Raw genomic sequence first — 25,759 nt, forward strand, 5'->3', positions numbered from 1 at the left:
CAGCTTGGGTTAGCGCGGAATAGGGCGCGGTTTGCCTTCGGTATCAACTGCCACATAAATGAATATGGCTTCTGTTGCTTTATAACGCTGACCAATAGGTTCAGATGAGACTTTTTTAACCCACACTTCCACGTTAATGGTAATGGAGCTGGTTCCGCTTTGTACACATTTGGCGTAGCAACACACCACGTCACCCACCGCGACCGGCTTGAGGAATGTCATCCCATCCACGCGAACCGTCACTACGCGACCTTTGGCGATTTCTTTGGCCAGAATTGCGCCACCCATATCCATTTGTGCCATCAACCAACCACCAAAGATATCGCCGTTGGCGTTAGTGTCTGCAGGCATTGCCATCGTACGTAATACCAATTCCCCTGAAGGAGTGTCTTGCTGAGTCATTTGTCTTCCTGAAAATTACTAAGGGTCAGTTACTATGTATCTTGCTATAGTTTAATAGCATCAGACAATTCAGTCACGAAGTAGCATTATTGACTTAAAGGCTTTGTTTTAAGACTGGCAAAATCGCGGTTTAATTGATACTACACAGTGGACAACATGAAGAAATTCGCACTTATTGCTCTTAGTCTTCTCACGCTATCCAGCCAGCCCAGTTTTGCGGGAAGCAAAACGCTGGTGGAATACGGCGTTGTTCAAAATAGCCAAATTATCACCACCCAGACTCATTCCAGACCATTGCGTACCATTGCCGCAGGTGCTGCAGGTGCCGCTATTGGTAACCAGTTCGGTGGTGGTTCCGGGAAAACTATTATGACCGCCACGGGGGCGGTTGCCGGGGTAGAAGCCTCACGCCACCGTCAAAGCCAGCAGCAGAACCCTCAACAGGTGAATTTGCAGATCAAGACTAATGGCGGGCAAATAATCCAGGTGGTACAGGATTATAACGGCAGCACCACCTTTAAACCTGGGGATAAGGTTCGCATCATGACTTCAGGTTCGAATACCACCGTGGATAAATCGGTGTAATTGTTAATTGCCAGAAATGAAAAAGCACACTTTTAAAGGTGTGCTTTTTTTTGCCTTAAAGCTTGAGAATTACTTCTCTTCTTGCGGCATATGCTTGTAGATATACACGCCGCTGAGCAGAGTAAACACCAGTGTGGCAGCTGTCAGTCCAAACACTTTAAAGTTGACCCACACGCTTTGTGGCAGCCAAAAAGCTACATAAATGTTCAGCGCACCGCAGGCGATAAAGAACAGTGCCCAGGCGATGTTCAGCCGCGACCATACCGTTTCTGGCAGCGAGATTTCTTTACCCAACATGCGTTGAATCAACGGTTTGCCCATGAAGAACTGGCTAATCAGCAACGCGGCAGCAAACAACCCGTAAATCACCGTCACTTTCCATTTGATAAATTCATCGTTATGGAAGAATAGAGTCAGGCCGCCGAATACAGCCACCATCAGGAAGGTGATCAGCGCCATTTTTTCCAGCTTGCGGAATTTGTACCAGCTGTACACCAGTGCAAAACCGGTGGCGACAATCAGCGCACCGGAAGCCACGTAGATATCGTACATTTTGTAGAATGCGAAGAAGACAATCAGGGGCAGGAAGTCGAGAAACTGCTTCATAATCTGTTCCGTAAAATGACTCCTGAGCGCCATGCTCAGGAGCAGGTGAAAGTTATTGGCGAACCAGCATATACAAACGGAATAAATAGATGAGCAACACCGCAGAAATAAGGTTGCTGATCGTATTTGCAATCACCGCGCCAACAGACGGTGAGAGCGCCGCAAATGAAGACGCGAGCATCAAAAGAGCAGTTTTCGCCAGTAACCAGCTAATCACCGCAGGTGCCACCAGACGCATATTTGCCCAGGCAAGACGCATGCTGATGCGCAGTGACTGGAAAACACCCGCTTTATCCTGAACAACCATAACCGGTGCAAATGAAAGCAGAATCGCTAACAGCACACCCGGAACCACAATCAGCATAATGCCAATTTGCACCAGGAAAGTGGTCAGGAACATCAGAATAAAGATTTTTGGTAACACAGGCGCCGATGTGCCAATGGCGCGAAGGGCACTCACACGTTGTCCGGCACTGACCATCTGGATGAGTACAAGCACGCTACCTGCGAGGATAGCATTGCCGATCAGACCAGAAAATGTCGAAGCCGCAGAGGCTTTGAGTAGCACTTGCTGTTGCTCAGGCGTCATGTTCTGCACAAGGTCAAACAGCCCAACGCTATTGGCTAAATTATCTCCCTCACTAAGGATAGACATTTGCTCGTCGCTGGGTGAAAAGGCGTGACCGATCACAACCGAAATAAAAGCACAAAGCAACGCGATCAGTAAGACAGTAACAAACTGATTGCGTAGAAAATTCCCCGTGTCACGGTACACAGAACCCGCCGTGATAGACATGCACTCTCCTTGATGTTGCTCGGTTAAAAATCAGCGGCCAATTGTACCCTGGTTGAAGGGATGTGGCACCGACAAGATGTAAGCCTTGAGTAAGTTACTGTCAGTAAGAAAAATTGATCTGGAGTGGGTAAGTGGCATTTTAAGCAATATGCGGAAAAATTAATCCAGATCATTAAATGTTAAATTAGCCAGTGAAGTGTGATCGATGCTAGATCACTTTGTACTCATTAATGAGTATATTCAGCCCGCTGTTAAAACCATAACAAGGAGAGGGCTATGAAAAAACTGTCTGTGGCGTTACTCGCATTAACCTGTTTGTCAGGTGAAGCGCTGGCACATCAACAAGGTGAATTCTTCATGCGCGCCGGTTCTGCAACCGTGCGTCCAACGGAGGGTTCGGACAATGTGCTGGGAATGGGCGGGTTTAGCGTCAGCAACAATACCCAACTGGGACTGACATTTGATTACATGGTGACGGATAACATCGGTATCGAACTACTGGCCGCCACTCCATTTCGTCATCACGTTGGCTTAGGGCCAACGGGCGACATCGCAACCGTGAGCCAATTGCCGCCAACACTGATGGCGCAGTGGTACTTTGGTAATGCGCAAAGTAAAGTTCGCCCGTATGTCGGCGTGGGTATTAACTACACCACTTTCTTTGATGCTGATTTTAACCAGACCGGCAAAGATGCAGGCTTATCGGATTTGAGCGTTAAAGATTCGTGGGGTGTGGCAGGCCAGGTGGGGCTGGATTACATGATCAATGAAAACTGGCTGCTGAACATGTCGGTTTGGTACATGGATATCGACACTGAAGTGAAGTTTAAAGCCGGTGGCGAGCAGCAGAACATCAATACGCGTATCGATCCGTGGGTGTTTATGTTCTCGGCGGGTTATCGTTTCTAATGTTATTGAGATAACAAAGGCCGGAATTGCTCCGGCCTCTGTGTTTGCTTATGCCGTGCGCGTCGCGGCTTTCAAGCTCTGCACAAAAGCTTTCAGCTCGCTTAACATCACTTCCGGCTTATCAAGATTCTGCTCGATAATCTTCACAATGGCCGAACCTGAAATCGCCCCAGCAGCGCCCGCAGCAACCGCATCCTTAACTTGCGAAGGTTCAGAAATCCCAAAACCTTGCAGTGAAGGGGCTGCACCAAACTCAGCCAGCTTTTCCACCAGGTGATGAAGCGGCAATTGAGCGCGTGTTTCGGCACCGGTTACACCAGCACGAGACAACAGATAAGTATAACCGCGACCATGTGTGGCGATTTCACGCAGCAGCGCGTCATCGGCATTCGGTGGACAAATGAAGATTGGCGCAACGTTGTGGCGCATGGCGGCCTGGCGGAAAGGCGCAGACTCTTCAATCGGCACATCGGCAATCAGCACCGAATCGACACCCACTTTGGCGCACAGTGCATAAAACTCATCAATGCCACGGTTAAACACCAGGTTGGCGTACATCAGTAAGCCAATTGGGATGGTTGGGTGTTTCTGGCGAATTACCGCCAGCATTTCAAAGCATTGTGTTGGCGTGACACCGGCGGCAAATGCACGCAGTGCGGCATTCTGAATGGTTGGGCCATCAGCTAACGGGTCAGAGAAAGGAATACCCAACTCCAGCGCGTCAGCACCCGCTTCAATCAACGTGTCGATGATCTTCAAAGATTGTTCTGGTGATGGATCACCCAGAGTCACGAAAGGAACAAATGCACCTTCGCGGCGTTCTTGTAACTGCTCAAATGCGTGTTGATAACGTTCCATTAGATTTCCCCTCGCGCTTTCAAAATGTCGTGAACGGTGAAGATGTCTTTGTCACCACGGCCAGAGAGGTTCACCACCAACAGTTGTTCTTTTTCTGGATTTTCTTTCATCATCTTCAGGGCGTGAGCCAGCGCGTGCGAAGATTCCAGTGCCGGGATAATGCCTTCTTTGAGACACAACGTTTTGAAGGCTTCCAGAGCTTCGTCATCGGTAATCGAAACATAATCTGCACGGCCAATGCTGTTGAGGTGTGCATGCTGCGGCCCGACAGACGGGAAGTCCAGACCGGCAGAGATGGAATACGACTCTTCGATTTGGCCTTCGTCGGTTTGCATCATCGGCGATTTCATACCGAAGTAAATCCCCACACGGCCATGTTTCAGTGGCGCGCCGTGTTCACCGCTTTCGATACCGTGACCCGCCGGTTCAACACCAATCAGACCGACTTTAGGTTCGTTGATGAAATCAGCAAACATGCCGATGGCATTCGAACCACCGCCGACACAGGCGATAACCGCATCTGGCAGACGGCCTTCTTTTTCAAGGATCTGCGCTTTGGTTTCTTCGCCAATCATGCGCTGGAATTCACGCACGATAGTCGGGAATGGATGCGGGCCGGCTGCGGTGCCGAGCATATAGTGCGCGGTTTCGTAGCTGCCGGACCAGTCGCGCAGCGCTTCGTTACACGCATCTTTCAATGTGGCGGAACCACTATGTACTGGGATGACTTCTGCACCCATCAAACGCATACGGAACACGTTTGGCGACTGGCGCTCAACGTCTTTTGCACCCATGTAGATGCGGCATTTCAGGCCGAGCAGGGCGCTGGCTAAGGCTGATGCCACACCGTGTTGACCCGCACCGGTTTCGGCGATGATCTCAGTTTTGCCCATTTTCTTTGCCAGCAACGCCTGGCCGAGCACCTGGTTAGTTTTGTGCGCGCCGCCGTGCAGCAAATCTTCACGTTTTAAATAGAGGGTAGTTTTGGTGCCGGCTGTCAGGTTGCGGCACTTGGTCAGCGCTGTTGGACGGCCGGCGTAGTTTTTTAGCAGGTCGTTAAATTCAGCCTGAAATTCTGCATCGCTTTGTGCTGCTACAAACGCTTCTTCCAGTTGGCGCAGTGCAGGCATCAAAATTTGTGGCACGTACATGCCGCCAAACTCACCAAAATAGGGATTCAATAATGTCATGATATTTTCCTTAGTAAGCCCGCAGCGTCTGGAAGACGGCAGCCAGCTTGTTAGCATCTTTAATACCCGGTGCGCTTTCGACACCTGAGTTGAAATCTAAACCTACGCAGCCCGCTTTCGCTGCTTCTATGCAGTTATCAGCACCCAGTCCGCCAGCGAGAATCACGTTTTCCAGATTCTGGCCTGCAAGGAGTGACCAATCAAAACGTTGGCCGCTACCGCCCTGGCCGTTGTCGAACAGGTATTTATCGATATGGTTTAAATCACGAGCGGGCAGGCTTTCTTTGACACTTAACGCTTTCCAGATTTGGACACTTGCCGGAAGGGCTGCGCGAAGTTGGTCTATATAGGCCTGGTTTTCTTCGCCATGCAGCTGCACGGCGGCGAGATTAAATTGCTCTGCTTTTTGCACGACATTGCCAACTGGCGTGTCGCGGAACACTCCGACATATTTCAGCGGCGTTGCGGCAATAACTGCAGCGGCTGTTTCATCGCTGACAAAACGCGGTGATGCAGGCACAAAAATCAGGCCGCCATAAATTGCCCCGGCTTCGAAGGCGGCGCGGGCATCTTGCGGACGAGTCAGGCCACAGACTTTGTTTTCACCCAACGTTACACGGCGAACCGCAGCATTCAGGTCATCTTCACCCATCAGGGCCGAACCAATCAGGAAGCCGTTAGCAAAGTGGCTGAGTTCACGGATCTGGCCGTAGTTGCCGATCCCCGATTCGCTGATAACCGTCACACCGTGGCCTAAACGAGGCGCGAGTTGGCGAGTGCGGTTCAGGTCGATGGATAAATCGCGCAGGTCGCGGTTGTTGATACCGACAACTTTAGCTTTCAGCTCAATCGCACGTTCCAGCTCTTCTTCATTACTCACTTCTGTCAGCACGCCCATATTCAGGCTATGCGCAACAGCAGCAAGCTGGCGATACTGTTCGTCATCGAGCACCGACAACATCAGCAGACAAGCATCGGCCTGATAAAAACGCGCCAGCAGAATCTGATAGGCGTCGATAATAAAGTCTTTGCACAACACCGGTTGCGTGACGATGTTGCTGACAATGGGCAGGAAATCAAAACTGCCCTGGAAGTATTTCTCGTCTGTCAATACCGAGATAGCAGACGCGTAGTGCTTATAAACGTTGGCAATGCGTGCCGGGTCAAAATCATCACGGATCACGCCTTTGGACGGAGACGCTTTTTTGCACTCCAGAATAAAGGCAGTTCGGGCACCTTGCAGTGCGTGATAAAAGTTGCGTGTCGCCGGCACAATGTTGTTCTGGAAACTTGCCAGGGGTTGTTGTTGCTTGCGTGCTTCAACCCAGATCGCCTTATCATCGACGATTTTCTTTAATACGGTTTCCTGCATGACTTATCCTCTTCCGGCCAGTGCTGTAACCCGGTCATATGCCGCGCCGCTGCGCAACACTTCCAGCACTCGTTGTGCGTTCGCTTTTAGATCTTCTTGCCCATGCAGACGCATTAACATAGCGACGTTCGCGGCTACTGCAGACTCATGAGCAGTCTCTCCTTTACCTTGTAACAGGCGGGTGAGAATGTCACGATTTTCTTCTGGCGTACCGCCTGCCAGCTGATCCTGATGATAAGCTGGCAGGCCAAAGTCGGTGGCTTCCAGTTGGTAGCTTTTGATCTCGCCATCGTGAAGTTCGGCAACCTGAGTGGTGGCATGCAGAGAAACTTCATCCATACCGCCGCTGTGTACCACTGCCGCACGTTTGTATCCCAGCACACGCAACGTTTCTGCAATCGGCAACACCAGCTCCGCACTGTAGACACCAATCAGCGCCATCTGTGGATGTGCGGGGTTAATCAACGGCCCAAGCACATTGAACAAGGTGCGCGTTTTTAGCTGCTGGCGCACAGGCATCGCGTGGCGAAAACCGGTGTGGTATTTCGGTGCAAACAGGAAGCAGACGCCCAAATCGTCAAGGGCTTTACGCGACGATTCAGCACTCATTTCCAGGTTAATACCGAAGGCGGCCAGTAAATCCGACGAGCCAGATTTGCTGGAAACGCTACGGTTACCGTGTTTGGCTACTTTCAGCCCAACCGCGGCGGCAACAAAGGCGCTGGCGGTGGAAATATTGATGCTGTTACTGCCATCGCCACCGGTACCGACGATGTCAGCAAACGGATAGTCCGGGCTTGGGAACGGTGCTGCGGCTTCCAGCAACGCGGTGGCTGCACCAGCGATTTCATTCGGATGTTCACCACGTACTTTCATACTGACCAGCGCCGCCGCCAGTTGTTCAGGTTTCAACTCGCCACGCACAATCGCGGCAAACAGCTGGTGGCTCTCTTCGCGGCTCAGGGTTTGCGCCTGATAAAGTTTGTCGAGAATAGGTTGCAGCGTGTTGGCTTGTTTTAATTTCAGCAGCGCCCAGTCGAGAGTTTGTTCAAGCAAACGTGCACCATGGGTGGTCAGAATGGATTCCGGATGGAACTGGAAACCACACACCCGATCTGCATCGTGGCGAACCGCCATCACCATGCCCTCAAAATGGGCGTTAATGGTTAAACCCGCCGGAATATTGCTGCCAACTAGTGAGTGATAACGGGCTACAGGAAGCGGGTTAGGCAAACCGGCAAACATCGCCTCGCCATCGTGAGAAATAATCGACGCTTTGCCATGCAGAATTTCACCTGCCTGACCGACATAACCGCCGTAAGCTTCAACAATCGCCTGGTGGCCCAGGCAAATACCAATAATCGGTAATTTGCCACGCAGACGCGTTAACAGTTCAGGCATACAACCTGCTTCGCTTGGCGCACCAGGGCCTGGCGAAAGCATCAGCACCGGGTTGTCCATGGTCGCCAGACGTTCAATTAAAGTCTGTGCAGGAACGTGATTGCGGTAAATAACCACATTGTGACCATTGGCACGCAGCTGATCGGCAAGGTTATAGGTGAACGAGTCGATGTTATCGAGCAGCAGAATGTCAGCCATCAGAAAATCTCCTGTGCGTGATGCGCGGTAGCAATGGCGCGCAATACAGCGCGGGCTTTGTTGCGGGTTTCATCGGCTTCAGATTGCGGCACAGAGTCCAGAACCACGCCAGCCCCGGCCTGAACGGTGGCGATGCCATTTTCAACGTAGGCGGAGCGAATGACGATGCAGGTATCCAAATCACCATGGGCGGTGAAGTAACCCACTGCACCACCATAACTGCCACGACGTACGCCTTCGGCTTTGGCAATCAGCTGCATAGCGCGAACTTTCGGTGCGCCGCTCAGGGTGCCCATATTCATGCAGGCGCGGTAGGCGTGCAGCACATCAAGATCTTTATGCAGTTCGCCAACCACGCGCGAAACCAGGTGCATCACAAAGGAATAACGGTCGACTTTAGTTAAGTCTGCAACATAACGGCTGCCAGGTGTGCAAATACGCGCCAGGTCGTTACGCGCTAAATCAACCAGCATCAGGTGCTCGGACATCTCTTTATGGTCGGTACGCATTTCCAGTTCAATGCGGCTATCGAGATCGCGGTCAAGCGTTCCGTCTGCACGGCGACCACGCGGGCGAGTCCCGGCAATCGGGTAGATTTCAATCTGGCGCGAAGTGGCATCATATTTGAGCGAGCTTTCCGGTGAGGCACCAAACAGGGTGAAGTCGTTATCCTGCATGAAGAACATGTACGGGCTTGGATTGCTCTTTTTCAGTGTCTGATAAGCGGTGAGCGGAGACGGGCAAGGCAGTGAAAAACGGCGCGATGGCACGACCTGGAATATCTCACCGATGCGAATTGCTTTCTGCATCTTACGAACCACGTCGCCAAATTCTTCATCGCTCTGGCTGCATTCGCAGGTCATGCTTTCCACTTTTTGTACCGGCAATGCAGCTGGTTCTTGCTCCATTTGTTTAATCAGCTGCGCAGTGCGCTGAAGCAAACGCTGTTTTTCTGCGGCTGATGGGGTAAACAAGCTCGCCTGGATGCGGGTGTGTTTTTTCTGATGGTCAATAACCAGCAGAGTTTCCGCCAGATAAAAACAGTAGTCAGGGCAACGGTTGTCTTGCACCAGTTCAGGCAAATCTTCAAAACCCGCGACCAGGTCATAGGCAAACAGGCCGCCGAAGAACATCGCTTCGCGCTCATTGACCGGCACAGTAACCAGTTGCTGCATTAAACGGAAAGCATCGAACACTGACAGCGAACACAGACGCGCATCTTCATCCAGCAGGGAACTAACAACCGGGAAGCGCAGAACTCGGCCCTGCGGAGAGTGTGTGTTTTCAACACCCGCAGGCAGCGCGGCATCAAGCAGGGGTAGCAGTGAGGCACCGTTATCTGAAAGCGCATGAATGGTTACAGTGTCACCTAATGCAGTAATGCGCAGCGCGCTGTCAACTAACAGCAGGCTTTTCAAATCGTCTTTACTATCGATATCTGCCGATTCCAGCAACAACGTTGCCGGACGCGCTCCGCACAGCTGATGGAAAACTGCGCCAGGGTTATCGCGATAGGGCGCTTCATTAATCAGGAGTTCGAGCGCTGGTTTTTGTGTTTGCATGTTCTGCTCTCATATTTTGTTCAAAAAAAAGCCCGCTTCGTTGGCGGGCCTGGTATCTGGGCTGAATTACAGCCATAGCGATTACACTGCCCGTTATCAGGAAGTACGCCACCAGCTGTGCATGCGGATTATCGCTTTCATTTTCAGATACCTTTATCGTGTGAACTTGCGTACTAGTTAACTAGTTCGATGATTCAAAGTCAATAGCGATTTTTAGTTATCGATAAAATCGCTATGATGAGCGGCGTTTTTTAAGTTTACTAACACACCCGGAGCCATTTTGAGCGAACCCACACTTGCGGTGATTTACGACTTACATAGCCATACCACCGCGTCAGATGGCCTGTTAACGCCCGAGGCGTTGGTGCAACGTGCTGTCGATATGCGTGTTGGTATTCTGGCAATCACCGACCATGACACAGTAGCCGGAATTGCCGCGGCAAGGGAAGCAGTATCACGTCTGCAATTGCCATTGCGTTTAATCAGTGGTGTTGAGATTTCCACCCTCTGGGAAAATCATGAAATCCATATCGTTGGGTTAGGTGTTGATGAACATCACCCGGCACTGGCGGAATTTTTGGCGCAACAAAGTGAGCGCCGTGTACAACGTGCGGCGTTGATCGCCGAACGGCTTGAAAAAGCACATATCCCCGGTGCGTTAGAAGGCGCGATGCGCCATGCCAACGGCGGGGAAGTCACGCGTGGGCATTTTGCACGTTACCTGGTGGAGTGCGGTAAAGCCAAGACCATGGCGGACGTGTTTAAGAAATATCTCGCAAAAGGGAAAACCGGTTACGTTCCGCCACAGTGGTGTACAATAGAACAAGCTATTGATGTGATTCATCATTCTGGCGGGCAGGCGGTTCTGGCACATCCAGGCCGTTATGACCTGACGGCTAAATGGCTGAAAAGATTGCTGGCGCAGTTTGCCGAAAGTGGTGGCGATGCCATGGAAGTCGCGCAGTGTCAGCAAGCCCCCAATGAGCGCACCCTGCTTGCCAGTTATGCCCAGCAGTTTAATTTGTTGGCATCACAGGGCTCAGATTTCCATATGCCGTGTGCGTGGATTGAGCTAGGACGCAAGCTTTGGCTCCCGGCAGGTGTGGTGCCTGTCTGGCAGAATTGGGGGGGCGGCCACATCGCAAAAGAGAGGGTTTTATGAGTCAATTTTTCTATATTCACCCGGATAACCCACAGCAGCGCCTGATCAACCAGGCGGTTGAAATTGTTCGCAAGGGCGGCGTGATTGTTTACCCAACCGACTCGGGTTATGCACTGGGCTGTAAACTTGAAGATAAAACGGCAATGGAGCGTATTTGCCGCATTCGCCAATTACCCGACGGGCACAATTTTACCTTGATGTGCCGTGATTTGTCGGAGCTTTCAACTTACGCATTTGTTGATAACGTGGCGTTTCGCTTAATCAAAAATAACACGCCAGGTAATTACACTTTTATTCTCAAAGGCACCAAAGAAGTTCCGCGTCGTTTGTTGCAGGAAAAACGCAAAACCATCGGTTTGCGTGTGCCGTCTAATCCGATTGCCTTAGCCTTGCTGGAAGTCCTGGACCAACCGATGTTATCAACATCGCTGATGCTGCCGGGCAGTGAGTTTACGGAGTCAGATCCGGAAGAAATCAAAGACCGCCTGGAGAAGGTTGTCGATCTGGTTATCCACGGTGGTTATCTTGGCCAGCAACCGACAACCGTGGTTGATTTAACGGATGATGCACCAGTGGTTATTCGTGAAGGCGTGGGCGACGCAAAACCTTTCTTATAAGTGCATCTACAGCTATACTGTCCGGCCTAAAATGGGGCTGATGTGCCCCATTATCCCAATTCGACGCCTGTGAAGGCGACACCCGAGGAAGCTCAATGAGCGATAAGAGCGAAAAGTTACAAAAAGTCCTGGCTCGCGCCGGCCACGGTTCACGCCGTGAAATTGAAACCATTATCTCCGCAGGCCGCGTTAGCGTTGATGGCAAAATTGCCAAGCTGGGCGACCGTGTTGAAGTGACTCAGGCCCTGAAAATCCGTATTGATGGTCACCTGATCTCGATTAAAGAATCCGCAGAACAGATTTGTCGCGTGCTGGCTTACTATAAGCCGGAAGGCGAATTGTGTACGCGTAACGATCCGGAAGGGCGTCCAACTGTATTTGACCGTTTACCAAAACTGCGCGGTGCGCGCTGGATTGCGGTCGGTCGTCTGGATGTGAATACCTGCGGTCTGCTGCTTTTCACGACGGATGGTGAGCTGGCAAACCGCCTGATGCACCCAAGCCGTGAAGTAGAGCGTGAGTATGCAGTGCGTGTCTTCGGCGAAATTGACGACGACAAAGTGAAGCAACTGGGTCGTGGTGTGCAGCTTGAAGATGGCCCTGCCGCATTTAAAACCATCAAGTTTACCGGTGGCGAAGGCATTAACCAATGGTACAACGTGACCCTGACCGAAGGCCGCAACCGTGAAGTGCGTCGCCTGTGGGAAGCGGTAGGTGTGCAGGTTAGCCGCTTGATCCGTGTGCGTTACGGTGACATTCAGTTGCCGAAAGGCTTGCCACGTGGCGGCTATACTGAACTCGACCTGGGCCCAACCAACTACCTGCGTAAGCTGGTAGAGTTGCCGGAAGAGACAGAAAGCAAAGTGGCGGTTGAAAAAGACCGTCGTCGCATGAAGGCGAACCAGATTCGTCGTGCGGTGAAACGCCACACGCAAACCACTGGCGGCGGCCGCCGTGGTGGACGCAGCAGCTAAAATATCAAACCCCTCAACTGAGGGGTTTTTTACTAATAGTCGATACCTATCTGTGCTTTAACACCCGCATCAAAAGCATGTTTCACCGGCCTCAATTCACTCACCGTATCCGCCACTTCAAGAATATCCCGATGACACCCACGGCCAGTAATAATCACGGTCTGGTTCTCAGGACGCTGTGTCAGCGCGGCCAGCACCTCTTCTAGCGGTAAATAATCGTATGCCACCATATAGGTTATTTCGTCGAGGATAACCATATCCAGTGCGCTATCGGCGAGCATACGCTTTGCGTGTTGCCACACTTCCAGGCAGGCGGCGGTATCCGTTTCGCGGTTTTGCGTGTCCCAGGTAAAACCTGTCGCCATTACCTGAAATTCGACACCGGCAGGTTCGAGTAAATTACGCTCCCCATTCGGCCATTGACCTTTGATAAACTGAATGACGCCCACTTTTTGTCCGTGCCCAACTGCGCGGGTGGCGGTGCCAAATGCTGCGGTAGTTTTACCTTTACCGTTTCCGGTAAAGACAATCAAAATACCGCGTTCTTCTTGCGCTGCTGCAACACGGGCATCCACTTTTTCTTTCTGGCGCTGCTGGCGTTGTTGATAACGATCTTCACTCATTCGGAAATTCCTGGTTTACGGTTGGGTTGCGCGTCAAAGCTCATGCCTGTTTTACGGCGACTATCATCACCCATCAGCCATAAATAAAGCGGCATTAAATCCCGCGGTGTTTTCAGCTTTTCGGGGTCTTCAGTTGGAAATGCACTGGCGCGCATGGCGGTGCGCGTCCCGCCTGGATTAATGCAATTTACGCGTAGGTTATGCTGTTTATATTCCTCAGCCAACACCTGCATCATGCCCTCAGTGGCGAATTTTGACACCGCGTATGCCCCCCAACCCGCACGACCCTGACGGCCAACACTGGAGCTGGTAAACACCAGCGAACCTGAATCTGACTTCAGTAATAAAGGAAGCAGGGCCTGGGTCAGAAAGAAGGTGACGTTGACATTCACCTGCATGACGTTGTGCCACGTTTGCGGATCTTGTTCGTCCATTGGCCGAACATCGCCGAGAATCCCTGCATTGTGTAATACCCCATCCAGACGAGGAATGAGCCCGGAAAGTTTTTGCGCCAGATGCTGGCAATCTGCAGGTGTAGCGGTGGCAAAATCCAGCACGAACCAGTGTGGCTGGCCACCGAAGCGGGTGTTAATCTCCTGGGCTGTGGTGCGTAATTTTTCTTCATTACGCCCCAACAACACGAGGCTTGCCCCATAACGCGCATAGGTTAAGGCGGCTTCACGCCCGATGCCATCGCTGGCACCGGTGACTAAAATGATGCGGTTTTGCAGTAAATCATTTTTCGGTTGATAGTGCACTTTCAACTCCTCGCGCGATGCAAAGCTCGCGTCTTAATTCTCAGAAATGCCTGGGTTTATTTGGCCTTCAGGCTTTATGCCTGAAAGAGGCGGTTATTTCAATCAGGCAACAGGAGACAATACCTTTGATTAACATTTTGCAAAAGTTTCCTTTTACTAAAGCCGTTCAGGAATGCATCTCGCAGCATTTATAGTTGGTTGCAGACGTGGAATCAGTGCTCGGTTACACTGGGCGACAGGTATTTAATGCTCTGAACGGAAGGCGGAAAGTGTGGATCTAATTGCAAACTATGGGCTGTTTTTGGCGAAAATCGTCACTGTCGTTGCGGCTATTGGCATTCTTGTCACCATTATCGTGAATGTGGCAGGGCGTAAAAGACATCAGCGTGGGGAATTACGTCTCACCAATTTAAGTGAACAATATCAGGAAATGCAGGAAGAAATGCAGGTGGCAAGGCTTGACCATCACCAGCAAAAAATCTGGCATAAAGCAGAGAAGAAAAAACATAAGCTGGAAGCAAAACAAGCTAAAGCGCGTGCTAAACGGGGTGAAAAGGTTATTTCTGATAAACCAACACTTTATGTATTGGATTTTAAAGGAAGTATGGATGCCCACGAAGTGACTTCGCTTCGTGAAGAGATAACAGCGGTATTAGCGGTCGTCAAACCTGAGGATGAAGTTCTGCTGCGCCTGGAGAGCCCAGGCGGAGTCGTGCATGGTTATGGCCTGGCTGCTTCGCAATTGCAGCGCCTGCGTGACAACAAAGTCCGTCTGACGGTCGCAGTGGATAAAGTCGCTGCCAGCGGTGGCTATATGATGGCCTGTGTGGCAGACAAAATTGTCGCAGCACCGTTTTCTATTATTGGCTCGATTGGTGTAGTCGCGCAGGTGCCTAACTTCCATCGCCTGTTAAAACGTAATGATATAGATGTTGAGCTGCATACCGCAGGGCAATACAAGCGCACCTTGACGTTGTTTGGTGAAAACACCGAGCAGGGGCGTGAGAAATTCCGCGAAGACCTCAATGAAACTCACCTGCTATTTAAGCAGTTTGTTCATGACATGCGCCCGACACTTGATATCGATTCGGTGGCGACAGGTGAGCACTGGTACGGTACGCAAGCACTGGAAAAAGGCTTGATTGATGCAGTAAGCACCAGCGACGATTTACTGATCAATCTGATGAAAAATCATGAAGTGATTAATGTTCACTATACGCGCCGTAAGAAAATGATGGACAGATTTACCGGCAGTGCGGCAAATAGCGTTGATAACCTGCTGATGCGCTGGTGGCAGCGTGGTGAAAAACCATTGCTGTAAGCCAGTTATGGCTGAACAACATTAAATGAAAACGAGGCCATTTGGCCTCGTTTTTTTCATTAGTCTTGCAGGTGATATTTATCTGCAAACACATGCGCAAGATGCTTAAACATATTAAAAATCGCGGTGCTTTTCCCGGTAGGTAAGCCTTGCTCATCAAGGAAGTATTCACCTTTGAACACCAGCACCCCGTTTTTTTGCTCTACGTCCGTTGCTTCCATTCCGTGCATGAAGTCTTCATGTGCGCGGATGACTTTGTTGGCTTCAACGAGTAGTGATTGTTTATCGATAGGTTGAGTGGTTGGTTTCATTATTTCCTCCTTTAAAAACTGGCAGTAGTGTACTTCCGCTATACTGCAAAGGGCAATATTCCTGAGTAAACCCAGGGTGATTTAATCCGTTTACTGTTCTGGCAGGAATCGCTGCTGCATGCTAATAAAGTTGCTTAACTCATTTTATCAGGTAGAGTGTGACGCTTTCGCAAATCTGGCAACGGAATTGCTTGACATTCAACCAAACTTCCGTCGTGCTATGTCACCGATGCGAAAGACTCGCTATCTCAATCACCTGCGCATTTAGCTCAATCAGGCTGGTGATGAAAAAAGAGTTGATATCCATTGACGCTGTCGCAATATAGAAAAGCGAGTCGCCAGTGGAAGGTGAAAGTAACGTGCGACGTTCCTGGAAGAATTACATTAGGTAAGGTGAATATGGGTAAAGCTCTCGTCATCGTTGAGTCCCCGGCAAAAGCCAAAACGATCAACAAATATCTCGGCAATGACTACGTGGTTAAGTCCAGCGTAGGTCATATCCGTGATTTGCCGACCAGTGGATCAACCACCAAGAAGAGCGCTGACTCCGCCTCCACCAAAGGGACCAAAAAGGTCAAAAAGGATGAACGCGGCGCGCTCGTAAATCGTATGGGTGTCGATCCCTGGCACAACTGGGAAGCACAATATGAAGTGCTGCCTGGTAAAGAAAAAGTGGTTTCAGAACTGAAATCACTGGCTGAAAAAGCAGACCATATCTATCTCGCAACCGACCTTGACCGCGAAGGGGAAGCCATTGCATGGCACCTGCGGGAAGTTATCGGTGGTGATGACACGCGTTATAGCCGCGTGGTGTTTAATGAAATTACTAAAAATGCCATTCAACAGGCGTTTGAAAAGCCGGGCGAACTGAATATCGACCGTGTTAACGCACAGCAAGCGCGTCGCTTTATGGACCGTGTTGTGGGTTATATGGTATCGCCACTGCTGTGGAAGAAAATTGCCCGTGGCCTGTCTGCCGGCCGCGTACAGTCTGTTGCTGTACGTCTGGTTGTTGACCGCGAACGCGAAATTAAAGCGTTTGTGCCAGAAGAATATTGGGAAGTTGACGCGAATCTGACGACGCCGAAAGGTGACAGTCTGCCGGTTCAGGTCAGCCACCATAAAGACAAACCGTTCCGCCCGGTTAACCGCGAGCAGACCATGTCTGCGGTTAGCGAGTTGGAAAAAGCACGTTACTCAGTGCTTGAGCGTGAAGATAAACCAACCAGCAGCAAGCCTGGTGCGCCGTTTATCACATCCACGTTGCAGCAAGCCGCAAGTACCCGTCTTGGTTTTGGTGTGAAGAAAACCATGATGATGGCTCAGCGTCTGTATGAAGCGGGTCACATTACTTACATGCGTACCGACTCAACCAACTTGAGCCAGGATGCCGTGGGCATGGTGCGTGGCTATATCGAAGAGAGTTTCGGTAAGAAATATCTTCCAGCCGCTGCAAACCAGTACTCCAGCAAAGAAAACTCGCAGGAAGCGCACGAAGCGATTCGTCCTTCTGACGTGAGTGTGGTTGCGGAGTCGCTTAAAGATATGGAAGCTGACGCGCAAAAACTCTACCAGTTGATCTGGCGTCAGTTTGTAGCGTGTCAGATGACTCCTGCACAATACGACTCCACCACCCTAACGGTGCAAGCGGGTGATTTCCGTCTTAAAACGCGTGGTCGCACGCTGCGTTTTGATGGCTGGACGAAAGTAATGCCTGCGCTGCGCAAGGGCGACGAAGACCGCACATTGCCTGCTGTTGAGCAGGGTGATGAACTGGCGCTTGTAGAAGTCATCCCTGGACAGCACTTTACCAAACCACCGGCGCGCTTTAGTGAAGCCTCGTTGGTTAAAGAGCTGGAAAAACGTGGCATTGGCCGTCCGTCTACCTACGCATCGATCATTTCCACCATCCAGGATCGTGGTTATGTGCGTGTGGAAAACCGCCGTTTCTATGCGGAGAAAATGGGTGAAATTGTTACCGACCGCCTGGAAGAAAACTTCCGCGAGTTGATGAATTACGATTTCACCGCGCAAATGGAAAGCAGCCTCGACCAGGTCGCTAACAATCAGGCCGAGTGGAAAGGGGTGTTGGATAACTTCTTCAGTGATTTCAGTGAACAGTTGGGTAAAGCTGAACTGGATCCGGAAGAAGGCGGCATGCGTCCAAACCAAATGGTTCTGACCAGTATCGATTGCCCAACGTGTAGTCGTCAAATGGGTATCCGTACCGCCAGTACTGGTGTGTTCTTAGGTTGCTCAGGTTACGCGTTGCCCGTCAAAGAGCGTTGCAAAACCACCATTAACCTGGTGCCGGAAAATGAAGTCCTCAACGTCCTCGAAGGGGATGATGCGGAAACCAATGCGCTGCGTGCGAAACGTCGTTGTGCTAAATGCGGCACCGCAATGGACAGCTATCTCATCGATCCGAAACGTAAGTTACATGTTTGTGGTAACAACCCAACTTGTGATGGCTACGAAATCGAAGAGGGTGAGTTCCGCATCAAAGGTTATGACGGTCCAATTGTTGAGTGTGAGAAATGTGGTTCTGAAATGCACCTGAAAATGGGGCGTTTTGGTAAGTACATGGCTTGTACTAACGACGATTGTAAAAATACCCGTAAGATCCTGCGTAATGGCGATGTGGCTCCACCGAAGGAAGATCCGGTTCCATTACCAGAGTTGCCTTGTGAGAAATCAGACGCGTACTTTGTACTGCGTGATGGCGCGGCCGGTGTTTTCCTTGCGGCAAACACTTTCCCGAAATCTCGTGAAACACGTGCGCCACTGGTTGAAGAACTGTATCGCTTCCGTGACCGTCTGCCAGAAAAACTGCGTTATCTGGCTGATGCACCACAGCAAGACGCTGATGGCAATAAAGCCGTTGTTCGTTTTAGCCGTAAGACGAAGCAGCAATATGTTTCCTCCGAGAAAGAAGGCAAAGCGACCGGTTGGTCTGCGTTCTTTGTGGATGGTAAGTGGGTTGAAGGGAAGAAGTAACTCTCTTTAACATTGAAAGCCGGGGCCTGTGCTCCGGCTTTTTTATATCTGCGTATATAACCTTATTATTATTTTTTCTTTCAAACTATACATAGAAGATATAACTGATATAGTGGCTTAAGAAAATTTCACCACGTCTGAATCCCCGTCGCTGTTCATATCGGGGCTGCTTTTACTGCGGATGGAACACCATGAAACTACAGCAACTTCGTTATATCGTCGAGGTGGTCAACCACAACCTCAACGTCTCTTCGACGGCCGAAGGGCTTTATACTTCTCAGCCGGGGATCAGTAAACAAGTTCGGATGTTGGAAGATGAACTGGGGATTCAGATCTTTGCTCGTAGCGGCAAGCACCTGACGCAGGTGACGCCTGCGGGACAAGAGATTATCCGTATCGCCCGTGAAGTGCTGTCGAAAGTCGATGCGATTAAATCGGTTGCGGGTGAGCACACCTGGCCTGATAAAGGTTCTTTGTACGTCGCCACGACGCATACACAAGCGCGTTACGCGCTGCCGAATGTGATCAAAGGCTTTATTGAACGCTATCCGCGAGTATCGCTTCACATGCACCAGGGCTCGCCAACGCAAATTGCGGAAGCGGTTTCCAAGGGGAATGCTGATTTTGCGATAGCAACCGAAGCATTACACCTTTACGATGATTTGGTGATGCTGCCGTGCTATCACTGGAACCGTTCGATCGTTGTCACCCCAGATCATCCGTTAGCATCGAAAGAGTCTGTCTCTATCGAAGAGCTGGCGCAATATCCGTTGGTCACTTACACCTTTGGTTTTACTGGGCGCTCCGAGTTGGATACCGCATTTAATCGTGCAGGTTTGACGCCGCGTATTGTGTTTACCGCAACAGATGCTGACGTGATTAAAACTTATGTAAGGTTGGGGTTAGGTGTGGGCGTGATAGCCAGTATGGCGGTTGATCCTGTCTCTGACCCGGATCTGGTCCGTATTGAAGCACAGGGCGTATTCAGCCACAGCACGACCAAAATTGGTTTCCGCCGCAGCACGTTCTTACGTAGTTACATGTATGATTTTATTCAGCGTTTCGCACCACATCTGACTCGCGATGTTGTCGATACTGCGGTCGCATTACGTTCAAACGAAGATATTGAGGCGATGTTCAAAGATATTAAGTTACCCGCAAAATAATATCCCAAGGTATCTTTTCCATAGGGAAAGATACCTCTTCTCAGTTGCACTTAAGAATATGTTTCAACCCGCCTGATAATTAATATCCCGCCAGATTTTTATTAACCATAAGATGTAAGTGGTTAATCTGTCTCAATTAAGAGACAACCGTAGATAATAATTTACCGCCATGCAAATTTAATGTTTCAATTATTTATTTGAGGTCAAAAGATTAAATCTTTTCCTGCAATCGGGGAGCAATTTCTCTGGCTTTTGTACTAGAGTTTCTTTAGGATTAATCCCAGTCAGCGATTAATTATACCGATTGTTTGAGTTTATATGATAAGTGGTGCCGATTGTATGAGGTTAGCAATGCCTTCTGGAAGTGAAGAACCGCAAAGGGAATCAGGGCTGAAACGTAAAGCCTGGATGGCGGTGTTTCTGGTCTCAGGTTTGTTTTGGCTAGTCGTTGCAGTGGCTGCATGGCATTTTTGGGGGTAACAATGACTTCCTTTGCTCAAACACAAGCGCAGAAAACGGTGCGTCAGAAAGATGACAAACCACAACAAGAAGCGAAACCTGGAAAAGCTCAGGTGCCAGAATCGTGGCAACTGACGCAACAACAAAAAGACTTTATCGATCTGTTTTCAACAGACGAACATATTAAACAATAAATATAATTCTCATTTACCTTTATTTAACTTGCTGTCAGTCACACTTTATAATTAAGCGTGATTAAGAGCACACTCTTTAAGTAATCACTACACACAGCAATATTCAAATCGACTGATTAATTATTCAGTCACAGTGTTTACTAAAATAAAGAGAGCGGCTTATGAATACTCACTGTAGCGTCAAGTACTGGTCATGGTTCACCGCATTTACCGTTTCGTTAGCCTTTTGGGCGCAAATGGTCTGGATGCTGACTCAGTAACACTTTCTTGCTTGTGCCCTGGTTCTCTGCCGGGGCGCTGATTCACTCTTCCTTTCCCTTTACACCTTCTGATTTATCAATTCGGGTTGTTATCAAATCGTTACGACATCTTTGTGTTATCTTTAATACTGTCCCTGATCTTCATCCGGGATACCGCTATCCTAAGAAATTTAAGGAGGAGCTATGTCGTTAACCCTACGCGAGGCCAGTAAGGACACTCTACAGGCGCTGAATAAAACCTATCATTATTACAGTTTGCCACTGGCTGCAAAGGAACTTGGGGATATCACCCGTTTACCCAAGTCGTTAAAAGTTCTGCTTGAAAACCTGTTGCGCTGGCAGGATGAAAACTCCGTTACTCAGGACGATATTCATGCCCTGGCAGGTTGGCTGAAAAATGCCCATGCCGATCGTGAAATAGCTTATCGTCCCGCACGTGTACTAATGCAAGATTTTACCGGTGTTCCCGCCGTTGTGGATTTGGCCGCGATGCGCGAGGCGGTAAAACGTCTTGGTGGCGATGTCGCCAAAGTCAATCCTCTGTCCCCAGTTGATCTGGTTATCGACCACTCGGTAACGGTTGACCATTTCGGTAATGACGAAGCTTTCGAGGAAAACGTGCGCCTCGAAATGGAGCGTAACCACGAGCGTTACGTTTTCCTGCGTTGGGGGCAGCAGGCATTCAGTCGCTTTAGCGTGGTGCCACCGGGAACCGGGATTTGCCACCAGGTTAATCTCGAATATCTGGGTAAAGCGGTGTGGAGCGAAATGCAGGGCAATGAGTTGGTTGCCTATCCTGACACGCTGGTCGGCACCGATTCCCACACCACGATGATTAACGGCCTTGGCGTTTTGGGTTGGGGTGTCGGTGGTATTGAAGCTGAGGCCGCCATGTTAGGCCAGCCGGTTTCCATGCTTATCCCGGATGTCGTCGGCTTTAAACTTGATGGCAAATTGCGTGAAGGTATCACCGCAACAGACCTGGTATTGACCGTCACACAAATGCTGCGTAAGCACGGAGTGGTTGGCAAGTTTGTCGAATTTTATGGCGACGGCCTCGACACTTTACCACTGGCCGATCGTGCGACCATTGCCAATATGGCGCCAGAATATGGCGCGACGTGTGGTTTCTTCCCGATTGATGCGGTGACACTGGATTACATGCGCCTGAGTGGACGCAGCGAGGAGCAAATCGCGCTGGTAGAAGCCTATGCGAAGGTGCAGGGGATGTGGCGAAATACTGGCGATGAACCGGTATTTACCAGCACACTGGCACTGGATATGGACGAGGTTGAAGCAAGTCTGGCTGGGCCGAAACGGCCACAGGATCGCGTGCCGTTAGGCGATGTTCCTAAAGCGTTTAATGCCAGCAACGAACTGGAAGTGAACACCTCTCATAAAGATCGTGCTCCAGTTGACTACACCATGGACGGGCGTGAGTACCAATTACCCGACGGTGCGGTCGTGATTTCAGCCATTACCTCCTGTACTAACACCTCCAACCCAAGTGTATTAATGGCCGCGGGGCTACTGGCTAAAAAAGCAGTGACCTTAGGGTTGAAACGCCAACCGTGGGTGAAAGCTTCTTTGGCTCCGGGTTCTAAAGTCGTTTCTGACTATCTGGCCAAAGCTGGGCTAACGCCGTATCTCAACGCCTTAGGCTTTAATTTGGTGGGTTATGGCTGTACCACGTGCATTGGTAACTCCGGTCCGTTACCCGATCCGATTGAACAAGCAATCAAGAAGGGCGATCTTACCGTTGGGGCCGTGCTTTCGGGGAACCGTAATTTCGAAGGGCGCATTCATCCTTTGGTGAAAACCAACTGGCTGGCTTCACCGCCGCTGGTGGTGGCTTATGCTCTGGCCGGGAACATGAATGTGAACCTGACAACCGATCCGCTGGGGCATGATAAAAAAGGCGACCCGGTTTATCTCAAAGATATTTGGCCGAGCAGTCTGGAAATTGCCCGTGCAGTCGCGCAAGTTTCGACAGAAATGTTCCACAAAGAATACGCGGAAGTGTTCGAGGGTACGCCGGAATGGCGCAACATTGAAGTCGCTCACTCAGATACTTACGGCTGGCAGAGTGATTCTACCTACATCCGCTTGTCGCCATTCTTTGATGATATGGAAGCCACACCTAAACCGCTGCAAGATATTCATGGTGCGCGCGTGTTGGCCATGCTGGGCGACTCTGTTACCACTGACCATATTTCGCCGGCAGGGAGCATTAAGCCTGATAGCCCAGCGGGGCGTTATTTGCAGAATCATGGGGTTGAACGTAAAGAATTTAACTCCTACGGTTCACGCCGTGGTAACCATGAAGTGATGATGCGCGGGACTTTTGCCAACATCCGTATTCGCAACGAAATGGTGCCTGGAGTAGAAGGCGGCATGACTCGCTTGCTACCAGGTGATGAAGTTATTTCGATTTATGATGCGGCGATGCGTTATCGCGATAAAGGTATTCCGTTAGCCGTGTTTGCCGGTAAAGAATATGGTTCGGGATCCAGCCGCGACTGGGCGGCTAAAGGGCCACGGTTGCTCGGTGTAAGAGTGGTGATAGCGGAGTCATTCGAGCGTATTCACCGCTCCAACCTGATTGGTATGGGCATTCTTCCTCTGGAGTTTCCAGACGGTGTGACGCGCAAAACGTTAGGGCTGACTGGCGAGGAGTTTGTTGATATTAGTGGCCTGAACGACCTTACGCCGGGCGTTTCGGTTCCTGTATCATTGACGTTTGCGGATGGAAGAAAAGAGGTGGTTGAATGTCGCTGCCGAATTGATACCGGTAATGAACTGACGTACTTCAAAAATGACGGCATCCTGCATTATGTGATTCGTAACATGCTGAACTAGCCAGAATTCTCCCCCAGCGATGGGGGAGAAAATAACTTAATCTTCAGACAGCAAGTGGCCCATTTTAGCGGCTTTAGTATCCAGATAATGTGCGTTCTTAGGGTTACGGCCCACGATGAGCGGCACACGTTCCACAATATTAATCCCTGCTTCGCTGAGAATTTCTACTTTGCGCGGGTTATTGGTCAGCAAACGAACTGCATCGACACCTAATAACTTAAACATATCGGCGCATAGCGTGAAGTCACGTTCATCAGCGGCAAAACCAAGCTGATGGTTAGCTTCCACGGTATCGTAGCCTTTATCTTGTAAAGCATAAGCGCGGATTTTATTAAGCAGACCAATATTGCGACCTTCCTGGCGGTGATACAACAACACACCACGGCCTTCTTCGGCGATATGGGTTAATGCAGCTTCAAGCTGAAAACCACAGTCACAGCGCAGGCTGAATAGGGCATCGCCCGTCAGACACTCTGAATGTACACGCGCCAGAACAGAATCATTTCCGGTTATATCACCAAAAACCAGAGCAACATGATCTTGCCCGGTTGCCAATTCTTCAAAGCCCACCATCAGGAAATCGCCCCATGGGGTTGGCAGTTTGGCTTCTGCCACACGTTTAAGCTGCATGTGATTCTCCAGGTACTTATAGTGGCACTTACGGTGCCTGCCAACTGACTGGCTTGTTTAATTACTACTGCTTAGTTTGCCACAACGCCGACCACTTCGCCTAATAGACTGGGCAGACTCCTGGTTTTACCCTATGTAAGACTTCCCGCTTTCCCTTCGATGCTGTTTATCGGGTATCCTTGAGATTCAAATAGCATAAGGATAAGCAATGCGAGCGATAGCAAAACGAACAACAATGGGTGCTGGATTACTGTTGGTGATGCCTTTAGCCGTGTGGATCTCTGGTTGGCAGTGGGTTCCTGGCGGGCAGGGTAGTTGGTTGAAAATGATGTATTGGGTCACGGAGACCGTCACCCAACCCTGGGGCATCATTACCCATGTTTTGCTATGTGGCTGGTTTTTATGGTGCCTAAGGTTTCGCCTAAAAGCCGCGCTGATGCTGTTTGCGATTCTCGGAGCCGCTATTCTTATTGGGCAGGGCGTTAAATCTGTCATCAAAGACAAAGTGCAGGAACCTCGTCCTTTCGTGGTATGGCTTGAAAAAACACAACATATTCCGACAGATGAGTTCTACAATTTAAAACGTAAACAGCGTAGCGAGTTGGTAAAAAATCAGCTTAAATCGCAGCAAGAATTACCAGAATGGTTACGCCAACACTGGCAAAAAGAGACCGGTTTTGCTTTCCCGTCAGGGCATACCATGTTTGCGGCAAGTTGGGCATTATTGGGAGTAGGGCTACTGTGGCCCCGCCGAAGAACCTGGACCATCGCTTTACTGTTGGTTTGGGCGACGGGGGTGATGGGCAGTCGATTAGTGCTCGGAATGCACTGGCCCCGTGACTTAGTCGTTGCCACACTTATCTCTTGGGTGCTGATAACACTGGCAACCTGGCTTGCTCAGAAATTGTGCGGACCATTATCGCCGCCGCCGCAAGAAGCTGACGAAATAGCCGAACGGGATGCCGAGCCTTGAGATTATTGATTTAACCCCCATTTCTTATGAATTGAACGCGCTCAATGGATTCCACGAAGAACCGGGAAATGGTAGTTTATATAGTTGGAAAAACATTAGCGCTTAATGTATCTCCAACAACCTTCGAGCTGCGCGGATGTTGGCTGCACTCACTTACCGGATGACTTACGAACGTAAGCTCATCGTGATAAGTTTTCTTGCCGCCGGCCAGCCACTCGAATGTTAATGGTGATAGTCGCGTAAGACCACATGACGGGAAGTAATGTGAAATATTTATTCATTTTCTTACTGGTGCTAGCGATTTTTGTGATTTCAGTCACTTTGGGCGCACAAAACGATCAGGTTGTTACTTTTAACTATCTGCTGGCACAAGGCGAATATCGAGTCTCCACATTACTGGCGACCCTTTTTGCTGCGGGTTTTTTACTGGGTTGGATTATTTGTGGCCTGTTTTGGCTGCGTTTGCGTGTTTCGCTGACACGTGCCGATCGCAAGATCAAACGCCTTGAGCAGCAAATTACGACGGATTCTGACGCCATAGCAGCGGCGGTACCGGCTGTGAAGGAATAACCTGCC

26 protein-coding genes and 1 other annotated feature are annotated in these 25,759 nt (G+C 50.1%); of the genes, 14 read left to right on the forward strand and 12 right to left on the reverse strand.

The genetic code is table 11. From position 1 onward, the window contains the following. Positions 1 to 9 precede the first annotated feature (9 nt). Entirely contained in the window at positions 10 to 402 is a 393-nt protein-coding gene (gene yciA / locus MNO13_RS11670; RefSeq protein WP_241940019.1) for an acyl-CoA thioester hydrolase YciA, read from the reverse strand. A 156-nt stretch (positions 403 to 558) separates the two neighbouring features. On the opposite strand from yciA, the gene MNO13_RS11675 reads away from it, so the two are divergent. Further along, positions 559 to 987 (forward strand): hypothetical protein, encoded by a 429-nt coding sequence (locus MNO13_RS11675; RefSeq protein ID WP_064546328.1) that lies wholly within the window; start codon positions 559 to 561, stop codon positions 985 to 987. 69 nt (positions 988 to 1,056) lie between these two features. Here MNO13_RS11675 and MNO13_RS11680 read toward each other — a convergent pair whose 3' ends face one another. After that, positions 1,057 to 1,593 carry a septation protein A gene (locus MNO13_RS11680; protein ID WP_064546329.1) on the reverse strand — a complete coding sequence of 179 codons (537 nt, stop codon included), beginning with the start codon at positions 1,591 to 1,593 and terminating at the stop codon, positions 1,057 to 1,059. A 52-nt stretch (positions 1,594 to 1,645) separates the two neighbouring features. Then, complete coding sequence (locus MNO13_RS11685; protein ID WP_241940020.1) at positions 1,646 to 2,389, reverse strand: YciC family protein; 744 nt, start codon at positions 2,387 to 2,389, stop codon at positions 1,646 to 1,648. Positions 2,390 to 2,665: 276 nt separating this feature from the next. Between MNO13_RS11685 and ompW the strand changes: the two genes are divergently transcribed. Further along, complete coding sequence (gene ompW, locus MNO13_RS11690; RefSeq protein ID WP_064546332.1) at positions 2,666 to 3,298, forward strand: outer membrane protein OmpW; 633 nt, start codon at positions 2,666 to 2,668, stop codon at positions 3,296 to 3,298. A 48-nt stretch (positions 3,299 to 3,346) separates the two neighbouring features. Here ompW and trpA read toward each other — a convergent pair whose 3' ends face one another. From trpA to MNO13_RS11715, 5 genes are read right to left on the reverse strand one after another with little or no spacing between them, the layout of a single operon-like run. Then, positions 3,347 to 4,156 (reverse strand): tryptophan synthase subunit alpha, encoded by an 810-nt coding sequence (trpA, locus tag MNO13_RS11695; RefSeq protein ID WP_064546333.1) that lies wholly within the window; start codon positions 4,154 to 4,156, stop codon positions 3,347 to 3,349. After that, positions 4,156 to 5,349 carry a tryptophan synthase subunit beta gene (trpB, locus tag MNO13_RS11700; protein ID WP_064546573.1) on the reverse strand — a complete coding sequence of 398 codons (1,194 nt, stop codon included), beginning with the start codon at positions 5,347 to 5,349 and terminating at the stop codon, positions 4,156 to 4,158. Before trpB ends, trpA begins: the two co-directional genes overlap by 1 nt. 7 nt (positions 5,350 to 5,356) lie before the next feature. Continuing rightward, a complete protein-coding gene (trpCF, locus tag MNO13_RS11705; protein ID WP_064546335.1) occupies positions 5,357 to 6,718 on the reverse strand; it encodes a bifunctional indole-3-glycerol-phosphate synthase TrpC/phosphoribosylanthranilate isomerase TrpF in 1,362 nt (453 codons plus the stop codon). Positions 6,719 to 6,721: 3 nt separating this feature from the next. Further along, positions 6,722 to 8,317: a bifunctional anthranilate synthase glutamate amidotransferase component TrpG/anthranilate phosphoribosyltransferase TrpD gene (gene trpD, locus MNO13_RS11710; RefSeq protein WP_121813566.1), complete on the reverse strand. Its 1,596-nt coding sequence runs from the start codon at positions 8,315 to 8,317 to the stop codon at positions 6,722 to 6,724. Next, the gene (locus MNO13_RS11715; protein ID WP_121813565.1) at positions 8,317 to 9,879 is read right to left on the reverse strand and encodes an anthranilate synthase component 1; all 1,563 of its coding nucleotides are present in this window, start codon (positions 9,877 to 9,879) and stop codon (positions 8,317 to 8,319) included. The genes trpD and MNO13_RS11715 overlap by 1 nt, the downstream gene beginning before the upstream one ends. Before the next feature lie 22 nt (positions 9,880 to 9,901). Further along, positions 9,902 to 9,999: a sequence feature (Trp leader region), on the reverse strand. A gap of 160 nt (positions 10,000 to 10,159) precedes the next feature. Here MNO13_RS11715 and rnm point away from each other — a divergent pair. The 3 genes from rnm to rluB all read left to right on the forward strand — a co-directional run bounded on the left by rnm (position 10,160) and on the right by rluB (position 12,632). Continuing rightward, positions 10,160 to 11,041 carry an RNase RNM gene (gene rnm / locus MNO13_RS11720; protein ID WP_064546343.1) on the forward strand — a complete coding sequence of 294 codons (882 nt, stop codon included), beginning with the start codon at positions 10,160 to 10,162 and terminating at the stop codon, positions 11,039 to 11,041. Continuing rightward, a complete protein-coding gene (locus MNO13_RS11725) occupies positions 11,038 to 11,658 on the forward strand; it encodes an L-threonylcarbamoyladenylate synthase (RefSeq protein ID WP_121813564.1) in 621 nt (206 codons plus the stop codon). Before rnm ends, MNO13_RS11725 begins: the two co-directional genes overlap by 4 nt. Positions 11,659 to 11,753: 95 nt before the next feature. Then, a complete protein-coding gene (gene rluB, locus MNO13_RS11730) occupies positions 11,754 to 12,632 on the forward strand; it encodes a 23S rRNA pseudouridine(2605) synthase RluB (RefSeq protein ID WP_064546347.1) in 879 nt (292 codons plus the stop codon). Between the two features lie 32 nt (positions 12,633 to 12,664). On the opposite strand, the gene cobO is transcribed toward rluB, so the two are convergent. Both cobO and MNO13_RS11740 read right to left on the reverse strand, forming a co-directional pair. Then, positions 12,665 to 13,255: a cob(I)yrinic acid a,c-diamide adenosyltransferase gene (gene cobO / locus MNO13_RS11735; RefSeq protein WP_241940021.1), complete on the reverse strand. Its 591-nt coding sequence runs from the start codon at positions 13,253 to 13,255 to the stop codon at positions 12,665 to 12,667. Continuing rightward, positions 13,252 to 14,013, reverse strand: coding sequence for a YciK family oxidoreductase (locus MNO13_RS11740; RefSeq protein WP_241940022.1), 762 nt, complete (start codon positions 14,011 to 14,013; stop codon positions 13,252 to 13,254). Before MNO13_RS11740 ends, cobO begins: the two co-directional genes overlap by 4 nt. 271 nt (positions 14,014 to 14,284) lie before the next feature. On the opposite strand from MNO13_RS11740, the gene sohB reads away from it, so the two are divergent. After that, a complete protein-coding gene (gene sohB, locus MNO13_RS11745) occupies positions 14,285 to 15,334 on the forward strand; it encodes a protease SohB (RefSeq protein ID WP_064546354.1) in 1,050 nt (349 codons plus the stop codon). Positions 15,335 to 15,393: 59 nt separating this feature from the next. On the opposite strand, the gene MNO13_RS11750 is transcribed toward sohB, so the two are convergent. After that, a complete protein-coding gene (locus tag MNO13_RS11750; RefSeq protein WP_064546355.1) occupies positions 15,394 to 15,645 on the reverse strand; it encodes a YciN family protein in 252 nt (83 codons plus the stop codon). A 399-nt stretch (positions 15,646 to 16,044) separates the two neighbouring features. Between MNO13_RS11750 and topA the strand changes: the two genes are divergently transcribed. The 6 genes from topA to acnA all read left to right on the forward strand — a co-directional run bounded on the left by topA (position 16,045) and on the right by acnA (position 23,580). Then, positions 16,045 to 18,642: a type I DNA topoisomerase gene (gene topA, locus MNO13_RS11755; RefSeq protein WP_064546357.1), complete on the forward strand. Its 2,598-nt coding sequence runs from the start codon at positions 16,045 to 16,047 to the stop codon at positions 18,640 to 18,642. 191 nt (positions 18,643 to 18,833) lie between these two features. Next, positions 18,834 to 19,808 carry an HTH-type transcriptional regulator CysB gene (gene cysB / locus MNO13_RS11760; protein WP_064546360.1) on the forward strand — a complete coding sequence of 325 codons (975 nt, stop codon included), beginning with the start codon at positions 18,834 to 18,836 and terminating at the stop codon, positions 19,806 to 19,808. A gap of 351 nt (positions 19,809 to 20,159) precedes the next feature. Next, entirely contained in the window at positions 20,160 to 20,288 is a 129-nt protein-coding gene (locus MNO13_RS24535) for a YmiA family putative membrane protein (RefSeq protein ID WP_074388564.1), read from the forward strand. A gap of 2 nt (positions 20,289 to 20,290) precedes the next feature. Continuing rightward, the gene (locus MNO13_RS11770; protein ID WP_162302978.1) at positions 20,291 to 20,461 is read left to right on the forward strand and encodes a hypothetical protein; all 171 of its coding nucleotides are present in this window, start codon (positions 20,291 to 20,293) and stop codon (positions 20,459 to 20,461) included. A 161-nt stretch (positions 20,462 to 20,622) separates the two neighbouring features. After that, entirely contained in the window at positions 20,623 to 20,721 is a 99-nt protein-coding gene (gene ymiC / locus MNO13_RS24350; protein WP_273693565.1) for a small membrane protein YmiC, read from the forward strand. A 183-nt stretch (positions 20,722 to 20,904) separates the two neighbouring features. Continuing rightward, positions 20,905 to 23,580, forward strand: a complete 2,676-nt coding sequence (gene acnA / locus MNO13_RS11775) for an aconitate hydratase AcnA (protein ID WP_064546362.1) — start codon at positions 20,905 to 20,907, stop codon at positions 23,578 to 23,580. A gap of 36 nt (positions 23,581 to 23,616) precedes the next feature. On the opposite strand, the gene ribA is transcribed toward acnA, so the two are convergent. Then, positions 23,617 to 24,210 (reverse strand): GTP cyclohydrolase II, encoded by a 594-nt coding sequence (gene ribA / locus MNO13_RS11780; protein ID WP_064546364.1) that lies wholly within the window; start codon positions 24,208 to 24,210, stop codon positions 23,617 to 23,619. A 208-nt stretch (positions 24,211 to 24,418) separates the two neighbouring features. Here ribA and pgpB point away from each other — a divergent pair, with 208 nt between their 5' ends. After that, complete coding sequence (pgpB, locus tag MNO13_RS11785) at positions 24,419 to 25,183, forward strand: phosphatidylglycerophosphatase B (RefSeq protein WP_064546366.1); 765 nt, start codon at positions 24,419 to 24,421, stop codon at positions 25,181 to 25,183. 264 nt (positions 25,184 to 25,447) lie between these two features. Further along, the gene (locus MNO13_RS11790) at positions 25,448 to 25,753 is read left to right on the forward strand and encodes a LapA family protein (RefSeq protein ID WP_064546369.1); all 306 of its coding nucleotides are present in this window, start codon (positions 25,448 to 25,450) and stop codon (positions 25,751 to 25,753) included. Positions 25,754 to 25,759 lie beyond the last annotated feature (6 nt).

The sequence above is a fragment of the Buttiauxella ferragutiae genome, assembly GCF_022637515.1.
GTDB classification, from domain to species: domain Bacteria; phylum Pseudomonadota; class Gammaproteobacteria; order Enterobacterales; family Enterobacteriaceae; genus Buttiauxella; species Buttiauxella ferragutiae.